This window comes from Bacillus sp. N1(2025), assembly GCF_053470005.1.
Window position 1 is genome coordinate 453,417 of sequence record NZ_JBLTJB010000001.1, and the last position, 24,801, is coordinate 478,217.

Sequence of the window (24,801 nt, forward strand, 5' to 3'; positions counted from 1 at the left end):
GAATGATAATGAAAAAAAGATATGAAAACTTGAATGGCGTGAAGAATGAACATGGATTCAGGGACATGTTGAAATGGATGAAAGAACGAAGAGAGAAAAGTAAAGACTTAAGCGAGAACATTCCGAAAGCGGTCACTAGGGATGTCCGTGATGTTGCCGTCAATCGGACGGAAACCGCCATAACATGGATCGGCCATTCTTCATTTCTGATCCAAATACAGGGGCTTAACATAATGACCGACCCTGTATGGGCGCGGCGGATGGGTTTTCAAAAACGGCTGACAGAGCCGGGATATGAATTGAGCGAACTGCCCGACATTGATGCCGTGCTCATTTCACATGGGCATTATGACCATCTTGATTTTCCGAGTATAAAAAAACTGAGAGGAAACCCGGATTTTTACGTGCCTGCGGGACTGAAAAAGCTGTTCAACAAAAAAGGCCGCAAAAAGGTCCATGAAATGAATTGGTGGGATCGTTTTGAGATGCGGGGGGTGAATATATCATTTGTTCCGGCCCAGCACTGGACACGGAGAACGCTTTGGGATACCGATACCTCTCATTGGGGAGGCTGGGTCATAGAAAGCGAAAACGGCGAGTCCATTTATTTTGCAGGAGATACAGGCTATTTTGAAGGCTTTAAAGAAATCGGAGAGAGGTTTCGTATTAAGGCGGCTCTGATGCCGATCGGAGCATACGAACCGGAATGGTTTATGCAAGTGTCACATATCAATCCGGAAGACGCCGTGAAAGCGTTTTTGGAGCTGAAGGCTGACAGCTTCATTCCCATGCATTACGGGGCATTCCGGCTTGCTGATGATACAGGCCCGGAAGCATTAAGCAGACTGCACGGCGAGTGGGACCGGCTTGCATTACCTCCTGAAAACCTGAAAGCATTAGCGCTTGGCGAAACATTTTGGCTGTAACAGCAGGTTTTCGCTGCCGACACCAATCGTTTAAAAACGGTTGGTGTTTTATTGTCATGTGAATAGCTCTGTATAAAACATGATTTTTCCGGAACCTGCGGTAAAAAACAAAACTTTTTACTCTTTTGTTTCACTATAAAATGAAAACGGTTTCGTATGTGCAGTATATTTAACCTATCACAATTGCTTCAGCAGAAATGGACAGGAAGGATAGAAAAACAGATGAAATACATGAATTCAAGGCAGAAAAAGATTTTGTATCTGTTGTTATCTGAACCTGATGACTACTTAGTTGTGCAAGATTTCGCAGACAGGGTCCGCTGTTCTGAAAAAACGATCAGGAATGATTTGAAAACGATTGAAGATTTCCTGAATGAACATGCTCAAGCTCAGCTGATCCGCAAACCGGGATTAGGCATCTATTTACATATATCTGAACAGGAAAGGTCACGGTTAAGCCGGCAAATTTATAATGAGCACTTTACATGCAGGCACAAGACCGATGAAGAAAGAATACTTCACATCGCTTATGATTTATTAATGAATTCAAAGCCCGTTTCCGCAAAAGAAATTGCCGCACAGCATTTTGTAAACAGAGCTTCCATTAAAAAGGATGTAAGTGCGGTTGAAGAGTGGCTGAAGCGATTTGATCTCACGCTGGTATCTAAACAGCGGCTCGGTTTAAAGGTTGAAGGGGACGAAAAAAACAAAAGAAAAGCATTGGCGCGAATTTCAGATTTGATTGATAATGCGGAATTTACAAGCCAATTTATAAAAAGTAAGTTTTTAAGTCATGAAGCGGACTTTGTGAGAAAAGAAATCAAGTTATTACAAAAAAACCATTCTATCTATTTTACGGATGAAACATTTGAAAGTTTGCTGCTGCATACATTGCTGACGATCCGCCGTATCAAAATGAAACAGCCGGTCGCCATTTCTGCAAGACAGCTGGACGCGGTAAAAAAGAAGAAAGAATATGAATGGACACTGGCTTGTTTAAAACGGCTTGAGCCGGTATTTGCCATCCGGTTTCCTGAGGAAGAAGCCGTCTATTTAACTTTACATATTATAGGCGGGAAAGTCCGCTATCCATCGCAGCAAGAAAAGAAGCTTGATCTTGAAGATTCTGAGCTTTCCAAAGTCGTCAGGCATTTGATCAACTGTGTTTCAGAACTGCAAATGCTGGATTTTCATAAAGACCAGGAACTGATCAACGGATTGAACATTCATCTCGATCCGGTGTTGAAGCGGCTGAGCTATGATCTCTCTGTTTCAAACCCCATGCTTCACGACATCAAAAAAATGTACCCTTATTTGTTTCATCTTATCATTGACGTTTTAGAAGACATCAATCAAACATTTGATCTCTGTATTCCTGAAGAAGAGGCGGCATATTTGACGCTGCATTTTCAGGCAGCGATCGAACGGCTGCGCCGAAGCAGTCATAACCCTAAAAGGACGATCATCGTCTGCCATATGGGCATTGGCATGTCGCAATTGCTGCGGACTAAAATTGAACGCAAATTTCATCACATTACGGTAAAAGACTGTATCGCAAAAGCGGAGCTGAAAGAGTATATCAAAAAGCATAAAGATATAGATTTCGTCATTTCTACGATAGGGCTTGGAAATGTAACGATCCCTCATATTGTCGTATCACCGCTTTTGGAGTCTGCTGATGAAAAGAAGCTCAGCGCATTTATGCAACAGCTTGATACATCACATCGCCGGGAGCAAAAAACGTTTAAAATGCTGAACGACACGACTCCGTTTCTCGTTTTTTTACAGCAAGAGACAGAGCACCGTTATCAGGTCATTGAAAAGCTGGCGCAGGCTTTGTATGAAAAAGGCTATGTAGAAAAAGAGTATGGCATTCATGCAGTAATGAGAGAAAAAATGTCGGCGACAAATATCGGGGCGGGTATTGCTATCCCTCACGCGAACTCTAAATATATCAAACAATCAGCCATTGCAATCGCCACCTTAAAAGAGCCGATTGAGTGGGGGACGGAAAAGGTGTCGCTCGTTTTTATGCTTGCCGTCAAACACAAAGATCAAAACAAGGTAAAGCAATTATTCAGTGAGCTTTCCTATCTTAGTGAGCAGCCGGCATTTATTCAAAAACTGACGGAAGAAAAAAATGTAATGACGTTTTTATCGTATTTAAACTATTAAAAGCAGGGAATGGCTCCCTGCTTTTTTTCTGTTTATAGGGAAAAATGCCGTTATTTCCGGAACTTATGGTAAAAAAACGCGCTTATCACAGGCTGATTTCAGTATAAAGTTGAGACAAGATCTTGAAATTCAGACTGCAAAGGAGGATTTATATGAAACTGTTAGCGATTACATCATGTCCGAACGGCATTGCCCATACGTATATGGCTGCTGAAAATTTACAAAAAGCAGCCGGCAGATTAGGCGTTGAGATCAAAGTGGAAACCCAGGGCGGAATCGGGGTGGAAAATAGGCTGACCGAAGAGGAAATCCGGGAAGCGGACGCAATCATTATCGCGGCGGACCGTTCGGTGAACAAAGACCGATTCGCGGGAAAAAAGCTGCTGGCCGTCGGGGTTCAGGAAGGCATCCGCAAACCGGAAGAATTAATTCAAAAAGCGCTTAGCGGTGAAGTGCCGGTCTATCAATCTGCTTCAAAAGCTGAATCCGCAAGTCAGCAGGGCAAAAAACAAAACCCGATTTACCGTCATTTAATGAACGGCGTTTCTTTTATGGTTCCTTTCATTGTCGTCGGCGGATTATTGATAGCGGTTGCATTGACGCTTGGAGGAGAAAAAACACCAAAGGGCTTAGTCATTCCGGACGAGTCTTTTTGGAAAACGATTGAACAGATCGGCAGTGCTTCTTTTTCATTCATGATCCCGATTTTAGCCGGGTACATCGCGTTCAGCATCGCTGATAAGCCGGGTCTTGTCCCCGGAATGATCGGCGGATATATTGCGGCATCCGGCAGCTTTTACGACAGTGCAAGCGGCGCAGGATTTCTTGGAGGAATCATTGCGGGATTTTTGGCGGGATATGCGGCGCTTGGAATCAAAAAATGTAAAGTTCCTAAAGCAATACAGCCGATTATGCCGATCATTATTATTCCGGTGTTTGCCTCACTGATCGTCGGTTTGGCGTTTGTATTTCTGATCGGCGCCCCCGTCGCTCATATTTTCGCATCATTAACGGTTTGGCTTGCGGGAATGAAAGGTTCGAGCTCAATTCTCCTGGCATTGATTTTAGGAGCGATGATCTCCTTTGATATGGGAGGACCCGTAAACAAGGTGGCCTTTCTTTTCGGATCGGCAATGATCGGAGAAGGAAATTATGAAATTATGGGCCCGATTGCCGTTTCCATTTGTATACCGCCGATAGGGCTTGGGATTGCGACGTTTTTAGGAAAAAGAAAATTCGCCGCCGCAGAAAGAGAAATGGGAAAAGCATCATTTACGATGGGCCTTTTCGGTATCACGGAAGGAGCCATTCCATTTGCGGCCCAAGACCCCCTTCGAGTGATCCCGAGTATTATGGCGGGTTCTATGACCGGCTCGGTGATAGCAATGATCGGCCATGTGGGGGACAGAGTGGCACACGGCGGCCCCATCGTTGCTGTACTTGGAGCAGTAGATCATGTACTGATGTTTTTTATCGCTGTAACAGCAGGCTCTCTTGTCACCGCTCTGTTGGTTAATGTACTGAAGAAAGATATGGCGAAATCCCCCGCGCCCGGCGAGGTGCTGCCGTCTGCTGCACCAAATGAAGCTGCAGCGGCAAAAGAAACAAAGGAACCATCTCAGGCTGACAGCCGAAAAGCCGGGATGACCGAAATCAAAAAACTGACTGACATTATCAGTACGGACTTGATTGAACCGCATTTATCCGGCGAAACGAGGGATGACATTATCGATGAAATGATCGAGAAAATGTCCCGTCAAGGTATGCTGCTGTCTGACAGCGGATTTAAGCAGGCCATTTTGAGCCGGGAACAGCAGGGAACCACGGCGATAGGTATGAATATCGCCATTCCGCACGGAAAGTCTGAAGCCGTCAAAACGCCGGGTGTCGCATTCGGAATAAGACGTTCGGGTGTTGACTGGAACAGCCTTGATGGTTCTGATGCAAAACTGATTTTTATGATTGCCGTACCGAAGGAAAGCGGCGGAAATCAGCATCTGAAAATATTGCAGATGTTATCCCGAAAACTGATGGATGACAGCTATCGGGAAAGGCTGCTCTCCGTTCAGACAAAAGAAGAGGCGTATGAGCTTCTGGAAGAAATCGAATAAAGCGGGGGATGATCATGTCTACTGAACCGATATTTTTCAATCCGGTTTTCAAAGAAAGAATTTGGGGAGGCGCCGCCCTGCGTGATTTTCACTATAATATTCCGTCCGAGCGGACAGGGGAGTGCTGGGCCTTCGCCGCTCATCAAAATGGACAGAGCACAGTTCGAAACGGCATGTATAAAGGATGTACGCTCGGTGAATTGTGGGAGCATCACAGAGATTTATTCGGAAACCTTGAAGGAGACCGTTTTCCTCTTCTTACAAAAATTTTGGATGCGGACCAAGACCTGTCCGTTCAGGTGCATCCGAATGATGACTTTGCCAAAATGCATGAAAACGGGGAACTTGGAAAAACCGAATGCTGGTATATCATTGATTGTGCAAAAGAGGCGGAGATCATTTTCGGCCACAACGCAACTACAAAAGAAGAACTGATATCCATGATTGAGCGCGGAGAATGGGACGGGCTCCTGAACAGAGTTAAGGTAAAGCCGGGAGATTTCTTCTTTGTTCCAAGCGGCACCGTTCACGCGATTGGAAAGAGCACACTTATTTTAGAGACGCAGCAAAATTCAGATACGACTTACAGATTGTATGACTACGGAAGAAAAGATGCGGACGGCAGGATGCGCGAGCTCCATTTGGAAAAAAGTATAGAAGTGATAGACATTCCATCTGTCCGTGAACGGCCGACCGTTCAATATAAACAAACAGATGATCTGCTGGCAGCTGTTTTAATAGAATGTCCTTATTTTTCAGTCGAAAAGTGGGATGTAAAAGGTGAAGCAAATCTATTCCAGCATCATCCCTTCCTTCTTGTCAGCGTGATCGAAGGTGACGGAATAATGATTGCAGGCGGGCATGAATATCCCTTTAGAAAAGGAGATCATATTCTCCTGCCTTCCGGTTTGGGAGAATATAAACTGGCAGGCCATGCAAATTGTATTGTGTCTCATCTGTGATCCTCAAAACCCTTCTCTAGCATCAGAGAAGGGTTTTTTATTATTTTTACAAAAAGGACGGAATTTCCAGTGTATCAGTGTTTTCGTTCCTGAATTTATTCTCTCAATTTGTATATCTCCCGAGCCATTGATTCAAGTATGTACATAGCGGGGATTTGGGTGGTGACATTCGCATTTTCAACCCATTCTTCCGTCACGTAATATGAAATATTCACATCGGACATTTTGGCAATGGTTGAATGTTTATGATTTGTAATACTGATGACCCGGCTGCCTTCTTGTTTCAGCTGATTCAGATGAGTCACCGTAGAATCTCCTTCACCTGAAACCGATAATGCGATTGTGATGCTGTTATGACGGAAATGGGAATGGGCCGGAAAGTAAGGATCTTTAATATACATTGAAAGTTTCCCTAAGCACGAAAAATATCTGGCCCCGTATTCGGCGAGAATTCCTGAACTTCCCACTCCGATAAAAATGACGCTTTCTGCATCGGCCGCAAGGGCTGCTGCTTCCTTCAGCTTTTCTTCCATCCCTCCGCTCACTGTTCTTTCAAAAAACTCGGCAACGGAATGATGGGGACTCTTTAAAATCGTTTTTTTATTTGCCTCCGTATACATTTTCAGCTTCACCTTAAACTCCGAAAACCCTTCACAGTTTATTTTTTTGCAGAAACGTAAAATAGAAGCCGTAGATACATGGGTTTCATTTGCCAATTCACGGATTCGCATATAGACGACTTTCTCGCTGTTTTGGGAGATGTAGTTGTATAAAGAAGTTTCAAGCTCGTTAAATGAAGCAATCATTTCGTGTGTGAACATGCAGGGGGATTCTCCTTTTTATGAGAATGGTGAATGTACATCTAATCGTAACATATCATTTTTAAAAGAAACATAGTGTTATATTTATGTGACAAATCACTTTTTGTGTCATTCAAAACAAGACGTCAGCCAATGATTTACGGCGCAAAACAACTGCGGATATAATTCGTTCATACGCTTTATGCATGATCTCTTCAAGGGTCTCTGACAAAAGCGGCCGAAAAAAGGAGGACAATATGAGTATCAAACTGATAGCGGTTGATATGGACGGAACGTTTTTGAATAATGAAATGGCATATAACAAAGAGCGTTTTATGAATCAGTATCGTGAATTAAAATCGCGGGGGATTAAATTTGCCGTAGCAAGCGGAAACCAGTATGCGCAGCTTACATCCTTCTTTCCGGAAATCAAAAGTGAAATCGCTTTCGTTGCCGAGAATGGCGCTTTCGTCGTGAATGCCGGAGAAGAATTATTCGCGGGCAGGATGTCTGAAGACACTATAAATGCAGTGATCCGTGCTTTAGAGCAGTATGAGGTGAAAAACGTCATTGCCTGCGGAAAAAAAAGCGCGTATATTCATGAAAATGCCGGTGAAGATGAATATCTGCATGCCAGTAAGTATTATTATGTGTTAAAAAGGGTGCCGCATTTTGAAAACATCGATGATGACATTTTAAAATTTTCCATCAGCTTTCCCGCCGAACATTGTTCCGCACTTCTGAGCTATTTGAAAAACGCCATCGGGTCTTTCGTCACGCCTGTATCAAGCGGGCACGGTGACATAGATCTGATCATACCGGGGCTTCATAAAGCGAGCGGGATTAAGCTTCTCCAGAAACAATGGGGGATGGGTGATGAAGAGTGTGCGGCCTTCGGAGACAGCGGCAATGATCTGGAGATGGTGTCCGCCGTGAAATACGGGGTCGCCATGGATAATGCGCAGGAAAGCATTAAACAGGCTGCCGCGCATATCACGCAATCAAACAATGAAGAAGGGGTCTTAAATGCGATTGATTCCATCCTCAAATGTGAAAAACCCTTTGTCTGAAAAAGACGTTTTAACTGCGGAGGTGCTGAACGATGATTAAATTAGTGATTACGGATTTAGACGGTACATTTTTAAATAATCAAGGCGATTTTGACAGAACGTTATTTGAAAAGACAAAACGAGTAATGGAGGAACAGCATGTCGCTTTCGCCATCTGCACCGGGAAGCAGTGTGAAAGAGTGGAAGCTTTATTCGGAGAAGATGCGAACGATTTTTGGGTTTTAGGAGACAGTGCCACACGTATAAAAAAGAACGGCAAGTTCGTATATGAATCTTTGATCAGCAATGAAGCGGGACTGTCAATTATAGGCGCTTTAGAAAAAATCAGCTGCGGGCATAGCATTATCGCATGCACAAAAAATGGCGCGATCGTAAAAGAAAATCTGTCTGAAAGTGAGATGAAATATGTAAATGCCTCTTATGCACATGTAACGAAAATAACTGATTTTACTGAGATAAAAGACGATTTTATCAAGATTACGGTTCATGACCCCGACGCCAACTGTCCGGAAACGAGAGAAAAGCTGCATGAATTTTTTCACCAATTATATATCGTAGCATCAGAGGATACCTGGATGGACATATCAAATATCGGAATACATAAAGGAACAACAGTACAAGAACTGCAGCGATTATTAGGGGTTTCGGCTGATGAAACAATGGCGTTCGGAGACGGCCGCAATGACAAAGAATTGATGGAAGCGGCATCCTACAGCTTTGCGGTTAAGAATGCCATTGACGAAATAAAAGATGCGGCGCACTTTGTCATCAAATCAAATGAGGAAAGCAGCGTCATGCACACGATTATGAGAATATTAGCGCTGCAAAAACAATGATGGGCTAAAATCAATGCGGCATGACTTACTAGGGATAGAAAAAGCGGGCTATCCTCAGACTTTAATTCACTCCTGATTTTCCTAAAGTATGTTAAAAATGAATAAATATCTATATTTGACTCGATGGTATTGGTATAATATGTATAAAATGAATGAAGCGGTGTAATATCAAGATGAAAAAAATCACTTCATATCAGACAAAAAGTAGGAACTGCCTCGTTTTGAAATTGGGAGGTGTTTGTATTAGCCCGCTGTTGAGCCCCGCGTATATCATTCTTATTTTTCTTCCGGCAGCTTCTTTTCTGTTAGGGATTTTAGGATATTTCATCTTTAAAAAAGTATGGATGATGGTTGTTATTGTCTTCATTTTGTCCTTGATATTCATGTTTATTGTAATAGGTGCCGAACCGACATTTTTCATTTGGGTGGCTATGATGACGGGGAGCTGTTTTGTCTCCGGTTCAATCACTAAGACGATATGGACTTTTGCAAAGAGAAAATATTAGACAGAAGAATCCTGTTTGAACAGCTATCCTTTTTTTGTCGATTGAAGAAAAAGAAGTATAGAGGTATCCGTTATGTTCTTATATTTTGTCTGTTGTTGTCAGTTCGGGCTTTCTGTTAAAAATGTCTGTCTATCGTTTTGTTCTTTTTTAACTAAACGGAGCACTATAATTGAACTGCAGATATATAGAAAAACAAAAAAGGATAAGGAGGATTTTTATGTTTCAAACTTTAGACCATTTTTTGAAATCTTGGGAATTCGAAGCCGATGCGACACAAAAACTGCTGAATCATCTGACTGATGAATCACTTAAACAAGAAATCACTTCACAACATTGGACTTTAGGCCGTATTGCATGGCATACTGTCGCGGCCATTCACATCATTACCTCAAACACAGATTTAACGTTTCATGCTCCGGCTGAAGATTATCCTGTTCCTGCATCGGCGCGGTTTATTGCTGAGAGTTATCATCAAGCCAGTAATGCATTTGTACAGGCGTTAAAAACGCAATGGACTGACGATACACTTCAAGAATGTGTCAACTTTATTGGTCAGCAATTGCCAAATGGTTCACTTTTGATGTTTTTAATTCAACATCAAAACCATCATCGAGGACAAATGACTGTCCTTATGAGACAAGCAGGTTTACCTGTTCCGGGTATTTATGGTCCGGCAAAAGAGGAATGGACAACATTTGGTTTGGAAGCTCCGAAATAGGATGTTGTTGTAAGGGCTCGAACGAATAGATGATACCAATCGATGTTGGTATCTTTTTTGTTTTTTAGAGTTATTAAACCGGTATCCATGACATGCAGACGAATCAACAGTTCAAAAGATGTAAATTAAGGTCAATAAATACAGAAAGGTGATTATGGTGATAACTAAAATGACGCGATTCAATATGAAAGACTTCAATAAACCAAACGAACCTTTCGTTGTTTCAGGGAGAATCATCCCTTCATTTGAGGACAATGTTTGGACATATACAGAGGAGAAATTTGCTGAGCCTTATGTCAAAAAATATGACGATGAAGACATTGATGTCAGTTATATTGAAAAAGAGGATAAAGTTATCTTTTTTTATTACGCAGAGAACGACTGTGTAGGCCGGAGTAAGCTTCGTTCTAATTGGAATGGATACGCACTGATTGAAGACATTGCCGTTGCAGAAGATTATAGAAAAAATGGTGTCGGGACGGCTTTATTACATAAAGCGATTGAATGGGCAAAGGAGAATCATTTATGCGGTCTTATGCTTGAAACACAAGATATTAATGTTTCAGCTTGTCATTTTTATGCCAAAAATAACTTTGTCATAGGAGCGGTTGATACAATGCTTTATTCCAATTTTTCAACAGCAAATGAAATTGCGGTTTTTTGGTACTGTAAATTTTAAATATAACAGTATTTGATGTTTCGTCATTTGCGGGTGTGTGTCGCAAAGCATTCAAAACATCGGCTTGAGGATTTATAATAAGGTATATCAATCAATGCAGGGGGAGTTATGTATGAAGTGCAAAAAAATGAACAGGGTCCAATTAAAAGAGGGAAGCGTATCAATGGCCCTATAAACTGCGTCTGCCCTCATTAATGGAGGGAAATTTGTGAATACGCCTTATTCACAGTCAGCTTTACGGCACAACCAAGTGTTCATTTGGCTTTGTGTTCTGTCATTTTTCAGCGCATTAAATGAAATGGTTTTGAACGTATCATTACCTGATATTGCCAACGATTTTCATAAACTGCCAGCGAGTGCAAACTGGGTGAACACGGCCTTTATGTTAACCTTTTCCATCGGAACTGCTCTGTATGGAAAGTTATCAGATCAGCTGGGGATCAAAAAGCTGCTCCTATTTGGAATTATGGTAAATGGCTTCGGGTCGATCATTGGATTTGTCGGACACTCTGTCTTTCCTGTACTCATTCTGGCCCGATTTATTCAAGGGGCTGGTGCAGCCGCATTCCCGGCTCTTGTGATGGTTGCAGTAGTACGCTATATTCCGAAAGAAAACAGGGGTAAAGCATTTGGTCTGATCGGGTCGCTGGTGGCAATGGGGGAAGGTGCCGGACCAGCTATTGGCGGAATGATCGCTCATTATATTCACTGGTCATATTTGCTGCTTATTCCGACAGCAACAGTTATCACCGTTCCATTCCTGATGAAACTGCTGGAAAAGGAAAAAAGAATCAGCGGGCGCTTTGATATGGCGGGGATTATATTAATGTCTGCAGGCATCGTATTTTTTCTGCTGTTTACAACGTCATATAGAATGTCTTTTCTGATCATCAGTATTCTAGCTTTCCTGATATTTGTGAAACATATTAGGAAAACTCAAGATCCCTTTGTTGACCCTGCGCTGGGGAAAAATGCCTTGTTTATGATGGGCGCCCTTTGCGGAGGCCTGATATTCGGCACTGCAGCAGGATTTGTGTCTATGGTTCCTTATATGATGAAAGATGTTCACCATTTAAGTACTGCGGCAATTGGAAGCGGGATTATGTTTCCCGGAACGATGAGCGTCATCATCTTCGGTTACATTGGGGGATGGCTTGTTGATCGGAAAGGTTCTTTATATGTGCTGACCATTGGGATTGCATTGATGTCTTCCAGCTTTTTAATCGCTGCCTTTTTTATAGATGCGACACCATGGCTCATGACCGTTATCATCGTTTTTGTTTTTGGGGGGCTCTCCTTCACAAAAACGGTTATATCTACAATGGTATCTGGCAGTTTAAAACAAAAGGAAGCCGGCGCCGGAATGAGTCTGCTTAATTTTACGAGCTTTTTATCAGAGGGAACGGGTATTTCGATTGCAGGCGGTTTATTATCGATCCGCTTGCTGGATCAAAGGCTGCTGCCCGTTAACGCTGATCATTCCGCTTATTTGTATAGTAATATGCTCATTCTTTTTGCAGGAATCGTTGTTATGAGCTGGCTGGTAACCATGAATGTCTATAAACGTTCGCAAAGAAATGACTAAAAAGGGAAAAGGATCAAACTTGATAAAAGTTTTGATCCTTTTTTTGAGGAGCTTCCTTATTCCGAAACCTTTTGTCGATCAATGAAAGGGGAGTTAAAGTGAATTACATTTATAAGAAAAAGGAAAAGAAAAATGGAAATTGTATCATTTCAATCAGAGATAAATGGGAGAATGCACTTATTGAGTTTGAACAAAAAAATAATCAAATTGAGATCGTGATCAATTATCGTAACGAGAAAACAACCAAGTTTTCACTGCCAATCGAGACTTTTGAGAAAGTGTATGAGGATATTAAAATAGGCCGGAGAGAAAGTTAATCACTCTGTTTGAAAATGACCCATGATGAAAGATTAGATTGTTAATAAATGATAAATAATATGGAGTCATTAAAAATGGAGCTTTGGTGACTCTGATGGATATGGCACCAGTAGGCATTGCCTGCACCGATTATTAAGGGATTAGCGGAATGCAAAGAAGCCGGAATTTTAGACCGGCTTTAAAATGCGTAAATGAGCGGAAGGTGTCCCGCAAGTAGTCATTGTAAAAGAATAACTATGTCCTATACGAACTGTAAAATCTCCCGTTCTTGTTTATACATCCAAGTATGGGTGAGAAATTTCATGACTTCTTAAAATCGTAATTTGTCTTGAGAATTCGTAGCGGATTTTGCTAATTGACGCATCCAAATAAAGTGTCGGATCAAATAAAAAGCAGTTATAAGGGCAATCATTAATAAAATCCATATGGATGAGAAAGAAAGGATAATCAAAAAGCTGATAATAAGCATTAATGATAAACTCTTTGAAAACTTACCAGGTAGCAGTTTATATGCAGACAAAATACCGCAAATCGCATTACTAATAAAGAAAGCATTTGCTATGCCGACAATTTGTTCAACATTAATGAAGTTTATAAATAAAAGAATAAAAACGATTGTATGAATTAATGTTAATAAGCCTATGGCTCCAATTGGTATGTTTGTTTTGGAGCGGAAAGAAATCAAGGTTGTTTTTTTATTCTCTGAGGCTATTAGACGTGATACTCCGCCAGTAACCAATAAATATGTGCTCATACATAATATTGTTGTGATGAAAGCCATTGTCGGTGAAGCAAACGTTCCAAGCAATGGAATTAAAATAATCGTTAATGTGTGTGTGTGATGTAAATCAATCCATTGATAAGAAGCAGCTACAACAATACAAACCGTTGTGATGACCACTGAGCTTATTACTATTGCTTGGGGAATCGTTCTTTTTCTGTTTTTGACATCCAAACTATAATTACCTATAATTTCCCAACCAACTAGAGCCCAAAAAAGTAATAGAATACTATAACCAAAATCATCAAGATGAAATGGTGTTTTAATAAAAGCTTTATCCCTCATAAAGGGAATTGAACTAATTCCGCCACTTAACAATATTGCTGTGGCAATTGTGGAGAACATAAATGACACTTTTCCTACAGAAGAGATATTCAATAATAGAACGAATAAACAAATCATCATCAGAATGATTCCATATGTCTCTAGCGGCCAACCATTACTTTTGAACAAAGCCTTTAGATATTGACTGGCTGTCATGAGAACGGCAACTGGCCCCACACTGCCCGCAATAATAAAAAATACAGAAGTTAATTGTTTTATATGTTGTCCAAATGCAAGATCGACTGTATGCGCAACACCAGATTCATTCGGAAATAAAACACTCAATTTTCCAAACAATGAAGCAAATAGAAAACTAATGATCATCATCATAAACCATGCTAATATGGCATAATCTCCAGTCTTACCATAAATGATTGGTGGAAGCAATATAATTCCCGATCCTAAAATAGGACCAACAATTAATCCGCTTAAAAGTACGGGGCCGAGTTTTCTTTCTCTCACTTTCCATTCCATCCTTTCCTAAACGTGTTTTACGATCATATTCCAATTGTAATTTGTTTCCTTTCATCGGTAAAATAGATATATATGAACTGTTCCATCGGAATTAGTGATGTTCAAAGGGGGGAGACATGATGGAAATACGGCACTTAAAAACATTTATAACAATTGTGGAAAAGGGAGGATTTACAAAGGCAGCTGAATATTTGGGTTATGCCCAATCGACCATAACTTCACATATTAAAGATATTGAGCAAGAAATAGGAAAACCGTTATTTAATCGTTTTGGGAAGAAAATGCTGTTAACTGAAGCGGGGGAACTTTTGTTTCCTTATGCAAACGAAATGATCAGGATATCTGAAAAAGTAAAACAAATACAATCCAACGATGAACCGATGGGGACTCTCGTTATTGGTGCTCCGGAATCTTTAACGGTTTACCGTTTACCTCCAATTATTCACGAATTCAAAAAGCTCTTTCCTAAAGTGAAAATAACATTGAAATCATCGACATGCTGGGAATTAAAAAACGATCTCCGAACTGGGAAGGTGGATTTAGCGTTTCTTTTGGAGTACGAACAAGAGGAAGCTGATTTATATATAGAAAAATTGATAACTGAACCAATGATCTTGATATTCCCTAAAAAGCATAGGTTGCAAAATACTCCATTTGATGATTTTTATTTTTCACCTGATGAAGTGATTTTATATACAGAACATGGGTGCAGCTACCGTACTTACTTTGAAGAGTATATGAAACACCAAGGACCGGTTTCGGAGAATACCTTTGAATTCTGGAGTGTAGAGGCAATTAAGCAGTGTGTGATGTGCGGATTAGGAATTTCGTTATTACCGTTGATCACTGTACAAAAAGAGTTGAAAGAAAACAAATTAAGTGGATTGATTTTGAATGAAACACGTATTTTAACGCAGATGGCTTATCATAAAAAAAGATGGCATTCCTTAGCGATGGCTGAATTTATAAATATCGTAAAAAAACATGCGGAATTATGGAAAAGAACTCAGACTTTATAGTCGATGCTCATTAAAGTTTTCGAGTCGGTGCAAAAAGAGGAGGGGATGAGACCCCTCCCTTAAAACCTTCAATTCCTCTAATTTCATTGTAAGATATATTACTTTTTTGAAATGGGGATCCAAATTTCACTTTTAAAAGATGGCGATGTTACATCTTTATGCTCGTTCCACAGGATTTCTGGGCCTTCAATTTGTTCATAATGTGACGATGGAAACCATTCGGAATAAATCCGCCCCCATACTTCCTGCAGTGCATCCGGAAATGATCCGGCTGCTTCGAATACAGCCCATGTTGAGGCAGGGACTTCAAGCTGTGATAGGTGATTTGGGCAATATTTCGTTGTGGCTGCGCCAATATAGTGATCAAGCTCTCCGTTTTCCTCTGTCCGGCCTTCAGAAAAGTTCGTGGATGCACTAATGAGTCCTACAGGCGCTACATTAGAAAGCTCTTTTAGTTGATTGATTGCTGCTTCATCTAAACTTTCCCACATCGATGCAATGTCAGGATTCACGCCTTTAAACAAAATAGGGACTCTTTTTTTAATGCCGACGATGCGAAATGCCTCTTTCTCTTCAATGCGATAGTTCATTTCATTTCCTCCTTTGATTGATAACTGGAAGGTCATTCGCGGATAAGCTTTAAGTGAATGGCCATTATGTTTAGCTTCTGATGGTCTTATGCCATGCAGATTTTGAAATGCTCGTGCAAAAGAATCTGGTGAGTGATAACCGTATTTTATCGCAAGATCAATCACCTTTACGCGGCTGTCTTTAAGTTCAAAAGCTGCAAGAGTAAGACGTCTGCGGCGAATATATTCCGATAATGAAATACCTGTAAGGAAGGAAAACATCCTTTTAAAATGATATTCAGAGCAGAAAGCAAGCCTTGCTGCTTCTTTGAAATCAATATCGTTCGTGAGGTTTTCTTCAATATACGTTAATGCGCTGTTCATCCTTTTAAGCGAATCCATTTATTTGACCTCCTTTAACAAAAGAATAACAGGAGCGAAATGTATCTACCCGACATTTCGTGCACAGTTTTGCAGGATAACTTATATGTAATAAATTAAGTTATTCACCTGTATTTGTACAGATAAAGAAAACCACCTAATAACTGCTTGGGTTTCATAAGATGAAAGAAGTTATCATTGTTTTATCAATTACCTTTAACAAAACTTTCTCTATTGAAAAGAAAGAGGAAGTGATTCCTCTTTAAGGGAGATCACTTTTACTTATTCGACGAAAGCAACAGTTTAGCGGACGAAGGAGAAAAATCAGTTGCCTTACTTGAATACTAAATAGGTGTAAAAAAAGCGGTTATTCATACGGATTGAAAAAGAAGAACACGCAGCAGATTCACTTGCTCTTGTTTGGGGCAAGTGTTGACAACCCTATACTGGTTTAATTAAAGAAGGAGTATAAAACCTGTATCAATGGTGTTACTAGATATCTGCGACACAGGTTTTATATGTAGGTAACTAATATTCTGATATATGTAACATTGCATTTTTTTATTATGCAATAGTTCACTCTATTTCTGCTTTCAATTTTTCGAACCACTCTAAATTAACCAAGTGATGTGAACGGGAATTTTCATTCATGCGGCGAAAGTAATTGATTGTGCCGGGAATTTCTTGAGTGATGGACAGGTATTCATCAAGAAGCTCGATTCGAGTTTTAGTCTGATCGATTTGTGATTGGATCAGATCCAGTAATTTATTTTTGTCGAATTCATCGGCAAAGAGTAACGCCCCATAAAATTGCAGGTTCACATATTCCGATTTGGTGCCGTATTTGATCATTAATTTTTCGAATTCTGCCTTTCCCGAATCTGTGACTTTAAAGTTGCGGATTTCACGCCCGCTGGTTGAGGGTTTCTGCTGAATCTGTTCAATCAAACACTTTTCTTCAAGTTGCTGCAGATTGTAATAAAATGAACCTTTCGTGAAGTTAACAATGTATTTGTAATGACGTTTTTCCATTAAAGCCAGAAGTTCATAGCCGTGAGCTCCGGGGTTTTGGATGAGCAAGCCAAGGATAAGTAAGGGAATCATGGTTTCATCACCTTCGCCATCCGCGCCTCAAATTCCGCGTACGTGATTTCACCCGAAGCCAAATCCATACTATGAAGGTAAATCTGTTCTGTTTTAGAATAGTCACCATGCACTTTCAGTGATTGCTCCTCTCCCGAAATGGGTTTCAGGATATGGTGCTTTTTCGAAAAAGCCTCGAAATAGCGGTAACCGAATTTACGTTGTGAAACTGCGTCTAAATGAATGCCATCAGGATTCGCAGTCAGACCTGCCGCAGTAACAAAATAACAATTCTGTTGTTCATTAGCAAAACGCAGCAATTGTTCATTAACCTGTCGAAATTCAGTCGCGTGCTGTCCAAAACCAGTCTTCCCAAGAAAGTCACCAAGCCCTCCAATAATCAACGGTACCTCATCAAGTTTCAACTCGTTTCTTAGCGTTTCGATGATAAGAGTTAATTTCTCGTAATAAGTTTCATGCAGCGAACGATAACTGTCACTCTCACCTTGGTGCCAAAGGATTCCGCAAATTTGACTGGACTGGAGGGCGAAGCGGGCTTCGGACAAAGCATGCTGAAAAAGGATGCCTTCCGGATGCCAGTCATTCAATGAACTGCCGCCTTCCGCACAGGGGATCAAGCCAATTTCTTCATCGGGATGAGCTTTCGACCATGCATCTGCAAAAGATGCCGCCAGGCCAACGCCGGAAACCGGACGGTCGTAATTAATCGGCTCTGTCATCATCTGCCACTGTCCATTGCGCAGCATTTTTATTTTTTCATTATAGATAGGGTCTACTTCATTCAAAAATCCACGGCCCGCCATATTCGACTGCCCCAACATTAAAAAAGACTTTATCATCTAATTTTTTTCACTTCTTTACATCAATATTTTAGTCTAATTAGACTATAGTCAATTCAGCTTGTCTTGTAAAGTTTCAACTAGGTTTTATTTTTATTATTAGTATGTATGAAAAGCGCTCCTGTGAAACAGCAAGGAGTGATCATGAAAGGTTGAGGAAGTGTTAGGAAAGAGGGCTGCACAGTTTACTGCTTCTATCTTAAGCCTTTATAACAGCGAACAGATGCTGCAGAAAATAGATCCTATGAGTGTCATCTCATCTGCAATGGTGGCAGCTACACTCGACCTGCCTATACATAAAAACTTAGGGTATGCCTGGATAGGCTCAATTCCAGCTTGGATACAAAGGGTACATACAGCTTGCCTTGCGAACAGGCCAATATAAGTCCATCAATCGCATACCGATTCATGAAAGCGAATTGCAGAAGTGGAATCCGCTGACCGAGGAGATCGAGAGTGCTTTTGAAAAGCGTGAATTCAGACGTAGTGATTGGTTATCCAGCTTATTTTGAGTTGATAAATAGCTTTCGAAAAACAGTGTACTGGACAAAAGTACAAGTTGAGAAACACAAAAAGAAATTCAGTAAATCTGATGTTGGATGGAAAAATGACTGGGATGCGATGGCTCTTAAGACTGTATAAAAAGCAGGTTTGAGTAAGTGGGGAATTCTTTCTGTTGAGATGCAAAAAGCAGTTATTGAGGAAGATGAAACAAGGGAACGGATTGACATTACCAATGAAGCAGACAGTTCAGAAATTATCGATTCCGAGCCTTCAAGCAAAGAAAATACAGAAAAACCAAGCGTGCGAGAAGCCGATCGGTTAGGTGATTGGGAATAAAGGAAAAAACAAATGTAAAAGCTGCTGATGGACTTATATGTGGACCTCTAAGTCCTACAGAATTACGCTAACTAATCCGTTTACTAAATGGAGCGGATGCTGAGTACTTAAAGTAGTCGAGTCTCTGCTGACAATTTTACTCTCCGCACCGAGAATAGAAAAAGAAATTCAGCTATGGGAACAGCTTGACGGGAGGTAAAGAACAGTTGGATTGCATTAAGTTCATTGTTTATGGTGAGCCAATCGCACAGGGGCTGCCAGTGGATCAATACGAAATGGGAAGGTGCATATGCGAGATTCAGCGAAATCAAAGTATTTCAAGCAGTATGTAGCTTTGGTTGCGTCTCAGCATCGACCAGAAAAAGTTATTACTGGTCCTGTCTCAATGGATGTCAAAGTGTACAGACCAATGCCAAAATCAGTTTCAAACTCATCATAGAAGAAAGAAAAAGCTGAAAATGGTCTTTTGCGGCCTACTACAAAGCCTGATGTTGATAACTATGTAAAGGGTGTAAAAGATGCCCTGAATCATCTGATATACAAAGATGATAGCCAAGTAGTGGATCTGAAAGTTAGCAAGTTTTATAGTGAAGAGCCGAGGGTGGAAGTCATGATAAGAGAGGTTTCTGCCTAAAAATAAAAAACACCGAAGCGCTTAGCCTCAGTGTTCTTGATATGAACTGGTACTTCTACCATAACACAGGGGGCGCTTTGAGTGTACAATCCAAGAGAAATTCAAAAAAGACTTCACTATTCAGCAGAAAATTGACCCAGGAAAAGTTCAGATCATTGTTTTAGATGGGAATCAAGGAACTGCCCATGTTTTAGATGCTCCGGAGCATGGTAAAACAGTGATTCAAACGCTTTGCGCGGGTTGATCATGAGATAGGGTTTAAAATGAATGATAGTTTATTAAAAAGGCACTTAAAAGTGGTTTTGTAGTAAAATAAACAAAAACGCTGGAGGATAGTATGTTTTTAAAGGGATCAGGTGTCGCTTTCTATTTAAGGGTTTTGTCACCTTTAAATGAGTTTATTGAATATTTGGATGATGTTGAAGACAGATTTGAAAAATCAAAAATGCGGTATGAAAATGAAGCAAAAGAATTGAGCCCAGAAATTGAAGAAGATTATTGGGATTATTATATTGATGAATATCATGACTTCAATAGCACATATCCTTCAATTTTGAGAAGTAGTGTATTCACGAGTATATATAGCTTTTTAGAGTACCACCTTATAAGCAGATGTTTAGATAAAGCAATTTTAGACAAAGTTAAGTATGATAGAGGGATTTTTAAAGCCAAAAGTTATTTTAAATTAAGATATAAAAGTAATGAGAAATTTAAAGAGTCAGAAATATTCTCGAACAATGTTTGGAATAAAATAGTTGATTATTCTAAGATTAGAAATTGTTATATTCACAATTCAGGAATAATAACAATGATACCAGATGAAACAAAGCAAAAAGAATTAATTCAAATTATTGGAAAAAACAATTATATTGAAATTGATGACCGTGACAGAATACATATACTAAATAGGGAATTTTGCAAAGAATTTCACGAAGTTGTTTACAAATTTATTTGCGATTTGAATGATTTATTATTAAATTTAAAAGATTAAGTCCAAGACGGAGAGCCTGTGGACACTGAACTTATAGTATTATTTACGCTGTTTGTTTAGTGTCGTTTTTATTTAGAAAAGGAGGACTATTCATGAATCGAAAAGGCATTGAAAATCTAATCAATAGCTATCACTGGATGGTGAAAGAGGTTCATCGATTGCAAAGGGTACTTTATGGTTCAACAATTCCTATGAAAAATTAGGGTGTTGCTCAATATGGATTAGAAGCAGCTATTCCAAAAGGAAGTCCTGGGAAGAGTCAGGCTGAGTTGCGACAAATGGATATGAGAGAAGAGCGTCTTTTCAAACGTCTTAAATACTATGAGGAACGAGTATATGCAGTTGAGTTAGGCGCCGGAAAAACCAAAGGAGAGCAACACAAAGTTATTTATGATTGCATGAGGGAGGGGATGAGTTACCGTGCTATTGGCCTTCACCTTGGCATTTCAAGGGAAACTGTACGCAAAATGAAAGATGAGTTCATCATCCATTTATGCCCAGGTTGCCACTTTGAGCGTTTGTTGAATCTGAAAAAATCTGTAGCGTCAAATGGGAGGCAGGTCGGTGCGGATCGTTTAATCATTCGCGTTAGAAATAACCTTTCTCCTAACGGAGAAAGGCATGAGCGATTGCAATCATAATAGCGACTGCAAACTCTCGGGAAATTTTGATGTGGATTTCCATAACCACACCCCCCTCTAGGCGAGTAAGGATTTCGACTTGGTCGGATTAACCGTGAGAGCCGCGCCCACCTAGCTTACTAAAGCTTGAAATAATTTTAATATAAAAAAGGATCTGTGTAATGCATAATCGTTCGACAAATTCTGCAAAATGTTCTTTGTCATAATCTCTTGTCGATATTAAGGTAGGAGGTGAAAGCATGACAAGAACAATTAATGTTAATCAACAACATTTGTTAGAATAGTTAGCATGCGGATCGGTAAACCGTCAATGTACAATAGAAGCTCTTATTGAGATTCTCATCGACAAAAAGGTATTTACAGAAGAAGAATTTGTTAAATACCAAATGCACCATTTAGAACATTCAGCTGATGAGCATTCTGCGGAGCTTTTAGGTATCAGTAAGGAAGATTACATCAAGAGCAGAAAATAAAGCATCCTGTAGGGTGCTTTTTTGTCGACAAATTTTGCAAATGGTTCCATTATCATTGTTTTTCGTCGATAATAAGATGGGAGATGAGTAAAATGGAACAAATATTTGAGTCTTTTCTTGAAAGTGTACCTTATACATATTTCACTCATTTGAAGGCTTTTAAAGATTATCTGAGACATTTAAAGGTCACTGATGATACAATTATAGATTTTCTCCAAGGTGTTAGAACAGAAAGGATAATTGATTCTTTAGAATTCAATATTGAAAATCGATCACAGAGCAAGAAAAAAATTTTAAAAAAAGAAACTGCTTATATGTATAGTGTTGTTATAAAAAAATTTTTTATGTATCTCCAATCTGAACATTGTATCAAGAACCTCGACTTTGAAAGAGAGTTAAATTTATCAGCTAGCAATCATTCATCATATAGATATAAAATGAATGAATTTATCTCAAACAACTCTATATTAAAAGACAGTAGCGGTTTTAATACATTACTTGAAGAAGAGGTTAATGATCTCATTAAGCAATGTGATGAAACATTAAATTCAGATGATATATATATAAATGCCTTTGAAGAGAAAAGATATTTTAATAAATTTAGATCAGCAATAATCATTAAATTGATAATATTAACTGGGGTACGCTATGAAATAATTTGCAACTTGAAAAAAAATAATCTAGACCTTAAATATAACAATTTAAAGATAAATGATTATTCTGTGCCTTTACCTAATAATTTCAGAGATCAATTTGAAAAATATTTAAAATTAGTAAATGAACTTACTTTTAAAAAAGATAACGATTTTTTACTTATTGAATTTGAGGGAGAGCAATTAAAAAAGATTACAGCTGATACGGCTAACTTTTTAAAGAATAGTATAGATAGAAGTGATTTAAATGGTCTAATAAAATACTCCGTGGTAAATATGTTGAAACATGAAATGAATGAACACGTAATAAGAAAGTTAACCGGAATTGGAACTAAATTTTATGAGCAGTGCCTCGAAGAAGTTGTTGATCTAAATAAGGACAATAGACACTTAAACTCTATTTTTATGTCAATGGCTTCTTTTAGTACTTTATAAACTAGATACCTCAAAGGGTATCTTTTTTATACTTTTTAATACTCAGAATATGCAATTTAGTCAACGTAATGAATTGAGTTGTTTTAGAAATTACTTTTCCAAAACAACTCAATTCAAAGGAGGCAGCGGTGGATGTAGATGGCAGAAAAGAACATTCAAGCGCATAAAGACTACCTTAAAGGTATGAAATACAAGGACCTTGCCGAGAAGTACGGAGTGTCAGTGAACACCATTAAATCGTGGAAACAACTGACACACTTGAAAACAACATCGAACAAGAAGTCGCATACAGATGCGACTTCTATTAATTAGAAATTGATAGAAAGTAACCATAAGAAAAAATTTAGGAACTTGCAGCCCTATAGCCGTATAAATAAATTTAATCCCTCATAATATGTCATCAAACTTAGCATACTCAATATGGATTCCAATTTAGGAGTTTAAGAGCCATTGATGTGCTTATAAATATCTTTCACTTCTACCGGACAGCGGGCGAGTAAAATACGTCACTATGCATATGCTGTATTTTTTCCCAGTTGGCGGGATTGGTTGTATCAAAAGAGCGGTGCTCTAAAATGGCCTGATATAGGGCGGTTTTTTGTTCCAAATGGGCAATGTGCTGTTTGGCTTCTTCGAGTTGGGCGAGCGCATCTTCTTTATGCTCCATCATGAGTGTGTACCGTTGTGGAATGGTCGAATCTCCTTCAAGACAGAGATTCACGTACGTTTTAATGACTTCAATCGGCATCCCGGATTGCCTGAGGCATTTGACGCCAAACAGCCAGTTGATTGATTCTTCGTCGAACAAACGAATATTGTTTTTATTGCGCTGTACGCTCGGCACCAGGCCTTTATCCGTGTAAAAGCGCACCGCATGCTAGGTGAGTCCGGTTATCATCGCTGCTTCTTTGACTGTATACATGTGTAATCCTCCTTTGGAAATTTTTTAAAAAAGTGCTTGCCTTCGTGTTACACGAAGGTAATAAGCTTATTATAACGCAAACCAGCCGCAGCGGAATTCATTCTGCAGTGCCCGATTTTCGGGATGCGTGCCGTTTGTCGTTCTACATTTGAACAATAGGAGGAATTACAATGCAAACCGTAACATTAAACAATGGAGTGAAAATGCCAATTATCGGCTTCGGTGTATACCAAGTCCCCGATGCTCAAGAATGTGAAACGCAGTGTATGAAGCACTGATGGCTGGTTATCGCCTGATTGACACTGCTTCCGGTTACCTAAATGAGGAGGCAGTTGGACGTGCAATCAAGCGGAGCGGCGTACCACGTGAGGAGCTGTTTATTACGACCAAGCTCTGGATTCAGGATGCTGGCTATGAAAGTGCCAAGTCGGCATTTTCCAAATCTTCAAATAAGCTGCAGCTGGATTATCTTGATTTATATCTTATTCACCAACCATACGGCGATTACTACGGCGCTTGGCGCGCGATGGAGGATCTGTACCGCGAAGGAAAAATCAGGGCAATCGGAGTCAGCAACTTCTACCCCGACCGTCTTATGGATTTCATCATGCATAATGAAATCGTTCCAGCCGTCAATCAAGTCGAAACACATCCATTTTATCAGCAAAAAGACAGTGCTGCTTTTATGAAAGAGCAGGGAGTACAACATGAGTCGTGGGCACCGTTCGCTGAATGAAGGACGCAATAACATGTTCAGCAACGACGTGTTGACTTCCATTGCGGAAAAACACAATAAATCCGTCGCCCAGGTCGTGCTGCTGGCTTGTTCAGCGTGAAGTCGTTACGATTCCAAAATCGGTGCGCAAAGAACGGATTGTCGAAAACTTTGACATTTTCGATTTTGAGTTGAGCTTAGAGGATATCGAAAAAATTTCAACCCTCGATAAAGGAGAAAGTCTTTTCGGGTCGCACCAAGATCCGGAAATTGTAAAATTGATAGGCCCATGAAATTCGATCTGTAAGCTTTGTCTAATA

The 24,801-nt window shown here is 39.9% G+C and carries 21 protein-coding genes and 6 pseudogenes; 21 read left to right on the forward strand and 6 right to left on the reverse strand.

Annotated features, from left to right (window positions below; genetic code table 11):
• Positions 1-8: 8 nt before the first annotated feature.
• The 4 genes from ACNFN4_RS02525 (at position 9) to manA (ending at position 6,174) form a co-directional block, all read left to right on the forward strand.
• On the forward strand, positions 9-926 hold the full coding sequence (locus ACNFN4_RS02525) for an MBL fold metallo-hydrolase (RefSeq protein ID WP_014418452.1): 918 nt from the start codon (positions 9-11) through the stop codon (positions 924-926).
• A gap of 222 nt (positions 927-1,148) precedes the next feature.
• Positions 1,149-3,101: a BglG family transcription antiterminator gene (locus ACNFN4_RS02530; protein ID WP_014418451.1), complete on the forward strand. Its 1,953-nt coding sequence runs from the start codon at positions 1,149-1,151 to the stop codon at positions 3,099-3,101.
• Positions 3,102-3,253: 152 nt separating this feature from the next.
• Positions 3,254-5,212: a fructose-specific PTS transporter subunit EIIC gene (locus tag ACNFN4_RS02535; RefSeq protein ID WP_014418450.1), complete on the forward strand. Its 1,959-nt coding sequence runs from the start codon at positions 3,254-3,256 to the stop codon at positions 5,210-5,212.
• A 14-nt stretch (positions 5,213-5,226) separates the two neighbouring features.
• Positions 5,227-6,174 carry a mannose-6-phosphate isomerase, class I gene (manA, locus tag ACNFN4_RS02540; protein ID WP_448199979.1) on the forward strand — a complete coding sequence of 316 codons (948 nt, stop codon included), beginning with the start codon at positions 5,227-5,229 and terminating at the stop codon, positions 6,172-6,174.
• A 95-nt stretch (positions 6,175-6,269) separates the two neighbouring features.
• On the opposite strand, the gene ACNFN4_RS02545 is transcribed toward manA, so the two are convergent.
• Positions 6,270-6,995, reverse strand: coding sequence for a MurR/RpiR family transcriptional regulator (locus ACNFN4_RS02545; RefSeq protein WP_007612737.1), 726 nt, complete (start codon positions 6,993-6,995; stop codon positions 6,270-6,272).
• 236 nt (positions 6,996-7,231) lie between these two features.
• Here ACNFN4_RS02545 and ACNFN4_RS02550 point away from each other — a divergent pair, with 236 nt between their 5' ends.
• From ACNFN4_RS02550 to ACNFN4_RS02585, 8 genes are all read left to right on the forward strand, one after another.
• Positions 7,232-8,044, forward strand: coding sequence for a Cof-type HAD-IIB family hydrolase (locus tag ACNFN4_RS02550; protein WP_020956126.1), 813 nt, complete (start codon positions 7,232-7,234; stop codon positions 8,042-8,044).
• A 32-nt stretch (positions 8,045-8,076) separates the two neighbouring features.
• Positions 8,077-8,880, forward strand: coding sequence for an HAD-IIB family hydrolase (locus ACNFN4_RS02555; RefSeq protein WP_007408239.1), 804 nt, complete (start codon positions 8,077-8,079; stop codon positions 8,878-8,880).
• A gap of 173 nt (positions 8,881-9,053) precedes the next feature.
• Entirely contained in the window at positions 9,054-9,386 is a 333-nt protein-coding gene (locus ACNFN4_RS02560; protein WP_079892032.1) for a DUF2651 family protein, read from the forward strand.
• A 217-nt stretch (positions 9,387-9,603) separates the two neighbouring features.
• Complete coding sequence (locus tag ACNFN4_RS02565) at positions 9,604-10,104, forward strand: DinB family protein (protein ID WP_003152812.1); 501 nt, start codon at positions 9,604-9,606, stop codon at positions 10,102-10,104.
• A 157-nt stretch (positions 10,105-10,261) separates the two neighbouring features.
• Complete coding sequence (satA, locus tag ACNFN4_RS02570) at positions 10,262-10,783, forward strand: streptothricin N-acetyltransferase SatA (RefSeq protein ID WP_041482500.1); 522 nt, start codon at positions 10,262-10,264, stop codon at positions 10,781-10,783.
• Positions 10,784-10,895: 112 nt separating this feature from the next.
• Positions 10,896-10,958, forward strand: coding sequence for a tetracycline resistance efflux system leader peptide (locus tag ACNFN4_RS02575; RefSeq protein ID WP_134816631.1), 63 nt, complete (start codon positions 10,896-10,898; stop codon positions 10,956-10,958).
• Positions 10,959-10,991: 33 nt separating this feature from the next.
• On the forward strand, positions 10,992-12,368 hold the full coding sequence (gene tet, locus ACNFN4_RS02580; RefSeq protein WP_448199980.1) for a Tet(L)/Tet(K)/Tet(45) family tetracycline efflux MFS transporter: 1,377 nt from the start codon (positions 10,992-10,994) through the stop codon (positions 12,366-12,368).
• A 98-nt stretch (positions 12,369-12,466) separates the two neighbouring features.
• Entirely contained in the window at positions 12,467-12,685 is a 219-nt protein-coding gene (locus ACNFN4_RS02585; RefSeq protein ID WP_015240260.1) for a hypothetical protein, read from the forward strand.
• Between the two features lie 311 nt (positions 12,686-12,996).
• Here ACNFN4_RS02585 and ACNFN4_RS02590 read toward each other — a convergent pair whose 3' ends face one another.
• Positions 12,997-14,253 carry an APC family permease gene (locus tag ACNFN4_RS02590; protein ID WP_448199981.1) on the reverse strand — a complete coding sequence of 419 codons (1,257 nt, stop codon included), beginning with the start codon at positions 14,251-14,253 and terminating at the stop codon, positions 12,997-12,999.
• Between the two features lie 131 nt (positions 14,254-14,384).
• Here ACNFN4_RS02590 and ACNFN4_RS02595 point away from each other — a divergent pair, with 131 nt between their 5' ends.
• A complete protein-coding gene (locus tag ACNFN4_RS02595) occupies positions 14,385-15,284 on the forward strand; it encodes a LysR family transcriptional regulator (protein ID WP_021494346.1) in 900 nt (299 codons plus the stop codon).
• A 98-nt stretch (positions 15,285-15,382) separates the two neighbouring features.
• Here ACNFN4_RS02595 and ACNFN4_RS02600 read toward each other — a convergent pair whose 3' ends face one another.
• The 3 genes from ACNFN4_RS02600 to ACNFN4_RS02610 form a co-directional block, all read right to left on the reverse strand.
• Positions 15,383-16,255 (reverse strand): AraC family transcriptional regulator, encoded by an 873-nt coding sequence (locus tag ACNFN4_RS02600; protein WP_022552928.1) that lies wholly within the window; start codon positions 16,253-16,255, stop codon positions 15,383-15,385.
• A gap of 555 nt (positions 16,256-16,810) precedes the next feature.
• Positions 16,811-17,338, reverse strand: coding sequence for a PadR family transcriptional regulator (locus ACNFN4_RS02605; protein ID WP_095061035.1), 528 nt, complete (start codon positions 17,336-17,338; stop codon positions 16,811-16,813).
• On the reverse strand, positions 17,335-18,177 hold the full coding sequence (locus ACNFN4_RS02610; RefSeq protein WP_448199982.1) for a sialate O-acetylesterase: 843 nt from the start codon (positions 18,175-18,177) through the stop codon (positions 17,335-17,337). Before ACNFN4_RS02610 ends, ACNFN4_RS02605 begins: the two co-directional genes overlap by 4 nt.
• A gap of 108 nt (positions 18,178-18,285) precedes the next feature.
• On the opposite strand from ACNFN4_RS02610, the pseudogene ACNFN4_RS02615 reads away from it, so the two are divergent.
• The 7 genes and pseudogenes from ACNFN4_RS02615 to ACNFN4_RS02645 form a co-directional block, all read left to right on the forward strand.
• Positions 18,286-19,017 (forward strand): annotated as a pseudogene (locus ACNFN4_RS02615) (recombinase RecT).
• A 206-nt stretch (positions 19,018-19,223) separates the two neighbouring features.
• Positions 19,224-19,651, forward strand: a pseudogene (locus ACNFN4_RS02620) (RusA family crossover junction endodeoxyribonuclease).
• Positions 19,652-19,732: 81 nt separating this feature from the next.
• A pseudogene (locus tag ACNFN4_RS02625) lies at positions 19,733-19,959 on the forward strand (XtrA/YqaO family protein).
• 29 nt (positions 19,960-19,988) lie between these two features.
• Positions 19,989-20,642 carry a hypothetical protein gene (locus tag ACNFN4_RS02630; RefSeq protein WP_182071856.1) on the forward strand — a complete coding sequence of 218 codons (654 nt, stop codon included), beginning with the start codon at positions 19,989-19,991 and terminating at the stop codon, positions 20,640-20,642.
• A 92-nt stretch (positions 20,643-20,734) separates the two neighbouring features.
• A pseudogene (locus ACNFN4_RS02635) lies at positions 20,735-21,184 on the forward strand (sigma-70 family RNA polymerase sigma factor); the annotation flags it as partial.
• Between the two features lie 664 nt (positions 21,185-21,848).
• The gene (locus tag ACNFN4_RS02640; RefSeq protein WP_448199983.1) at positions 21,849-22,844 is read left to right on the forward strand and encodes a tyrosine-type recombinase/integrase; all 996 of its coding nucleotides are present in this window, start codon (positions 21,849-21,851) and stop codon (positions 22,842-22,844) included.
• Positions 22,845-22,982: 138 nt separating this feature from the next.
• A pseudogene (locus ACNFN4_RS02645) lies at positions 22,983-23,093 on the forward strand (phage terminase small subunit); the annotation flags it as partial.
• 229 nt (positions 23,094-23,322) lie between these two features.
• Here the strand turns inward: ACNFN4_RS02645 and ACNFN4_RS02650 are convergent.
• Positions 23,323-23,715 carry a MerR family transcriptional regulator gene (locus ACNFN4_RS02650; protein ID WP_259347342.1) on the reverse strand — a complete coding sequence of 131 codons (393 nt, stop codon included), beginning with the start codon at positions 23,713-23,715 and terminating at the stop codon, positions 23,323-23,325.
• A 221-nt stretch (positions 23,716-23,936) separates the two neighbouring features.
• On the opposite strand from ACNFN4_RS02650, the pseudogene ACNFN4_RS02655 reads away from it, so the two are divergent.
• Positions 23,937-24,788 (forward strand): annotated as a pseudogene (locus tag ACNFN4_RS02655) (aldo/keto reductase).
• Positions 24,789-24,801: the final 13 nt, after the last annotated feature.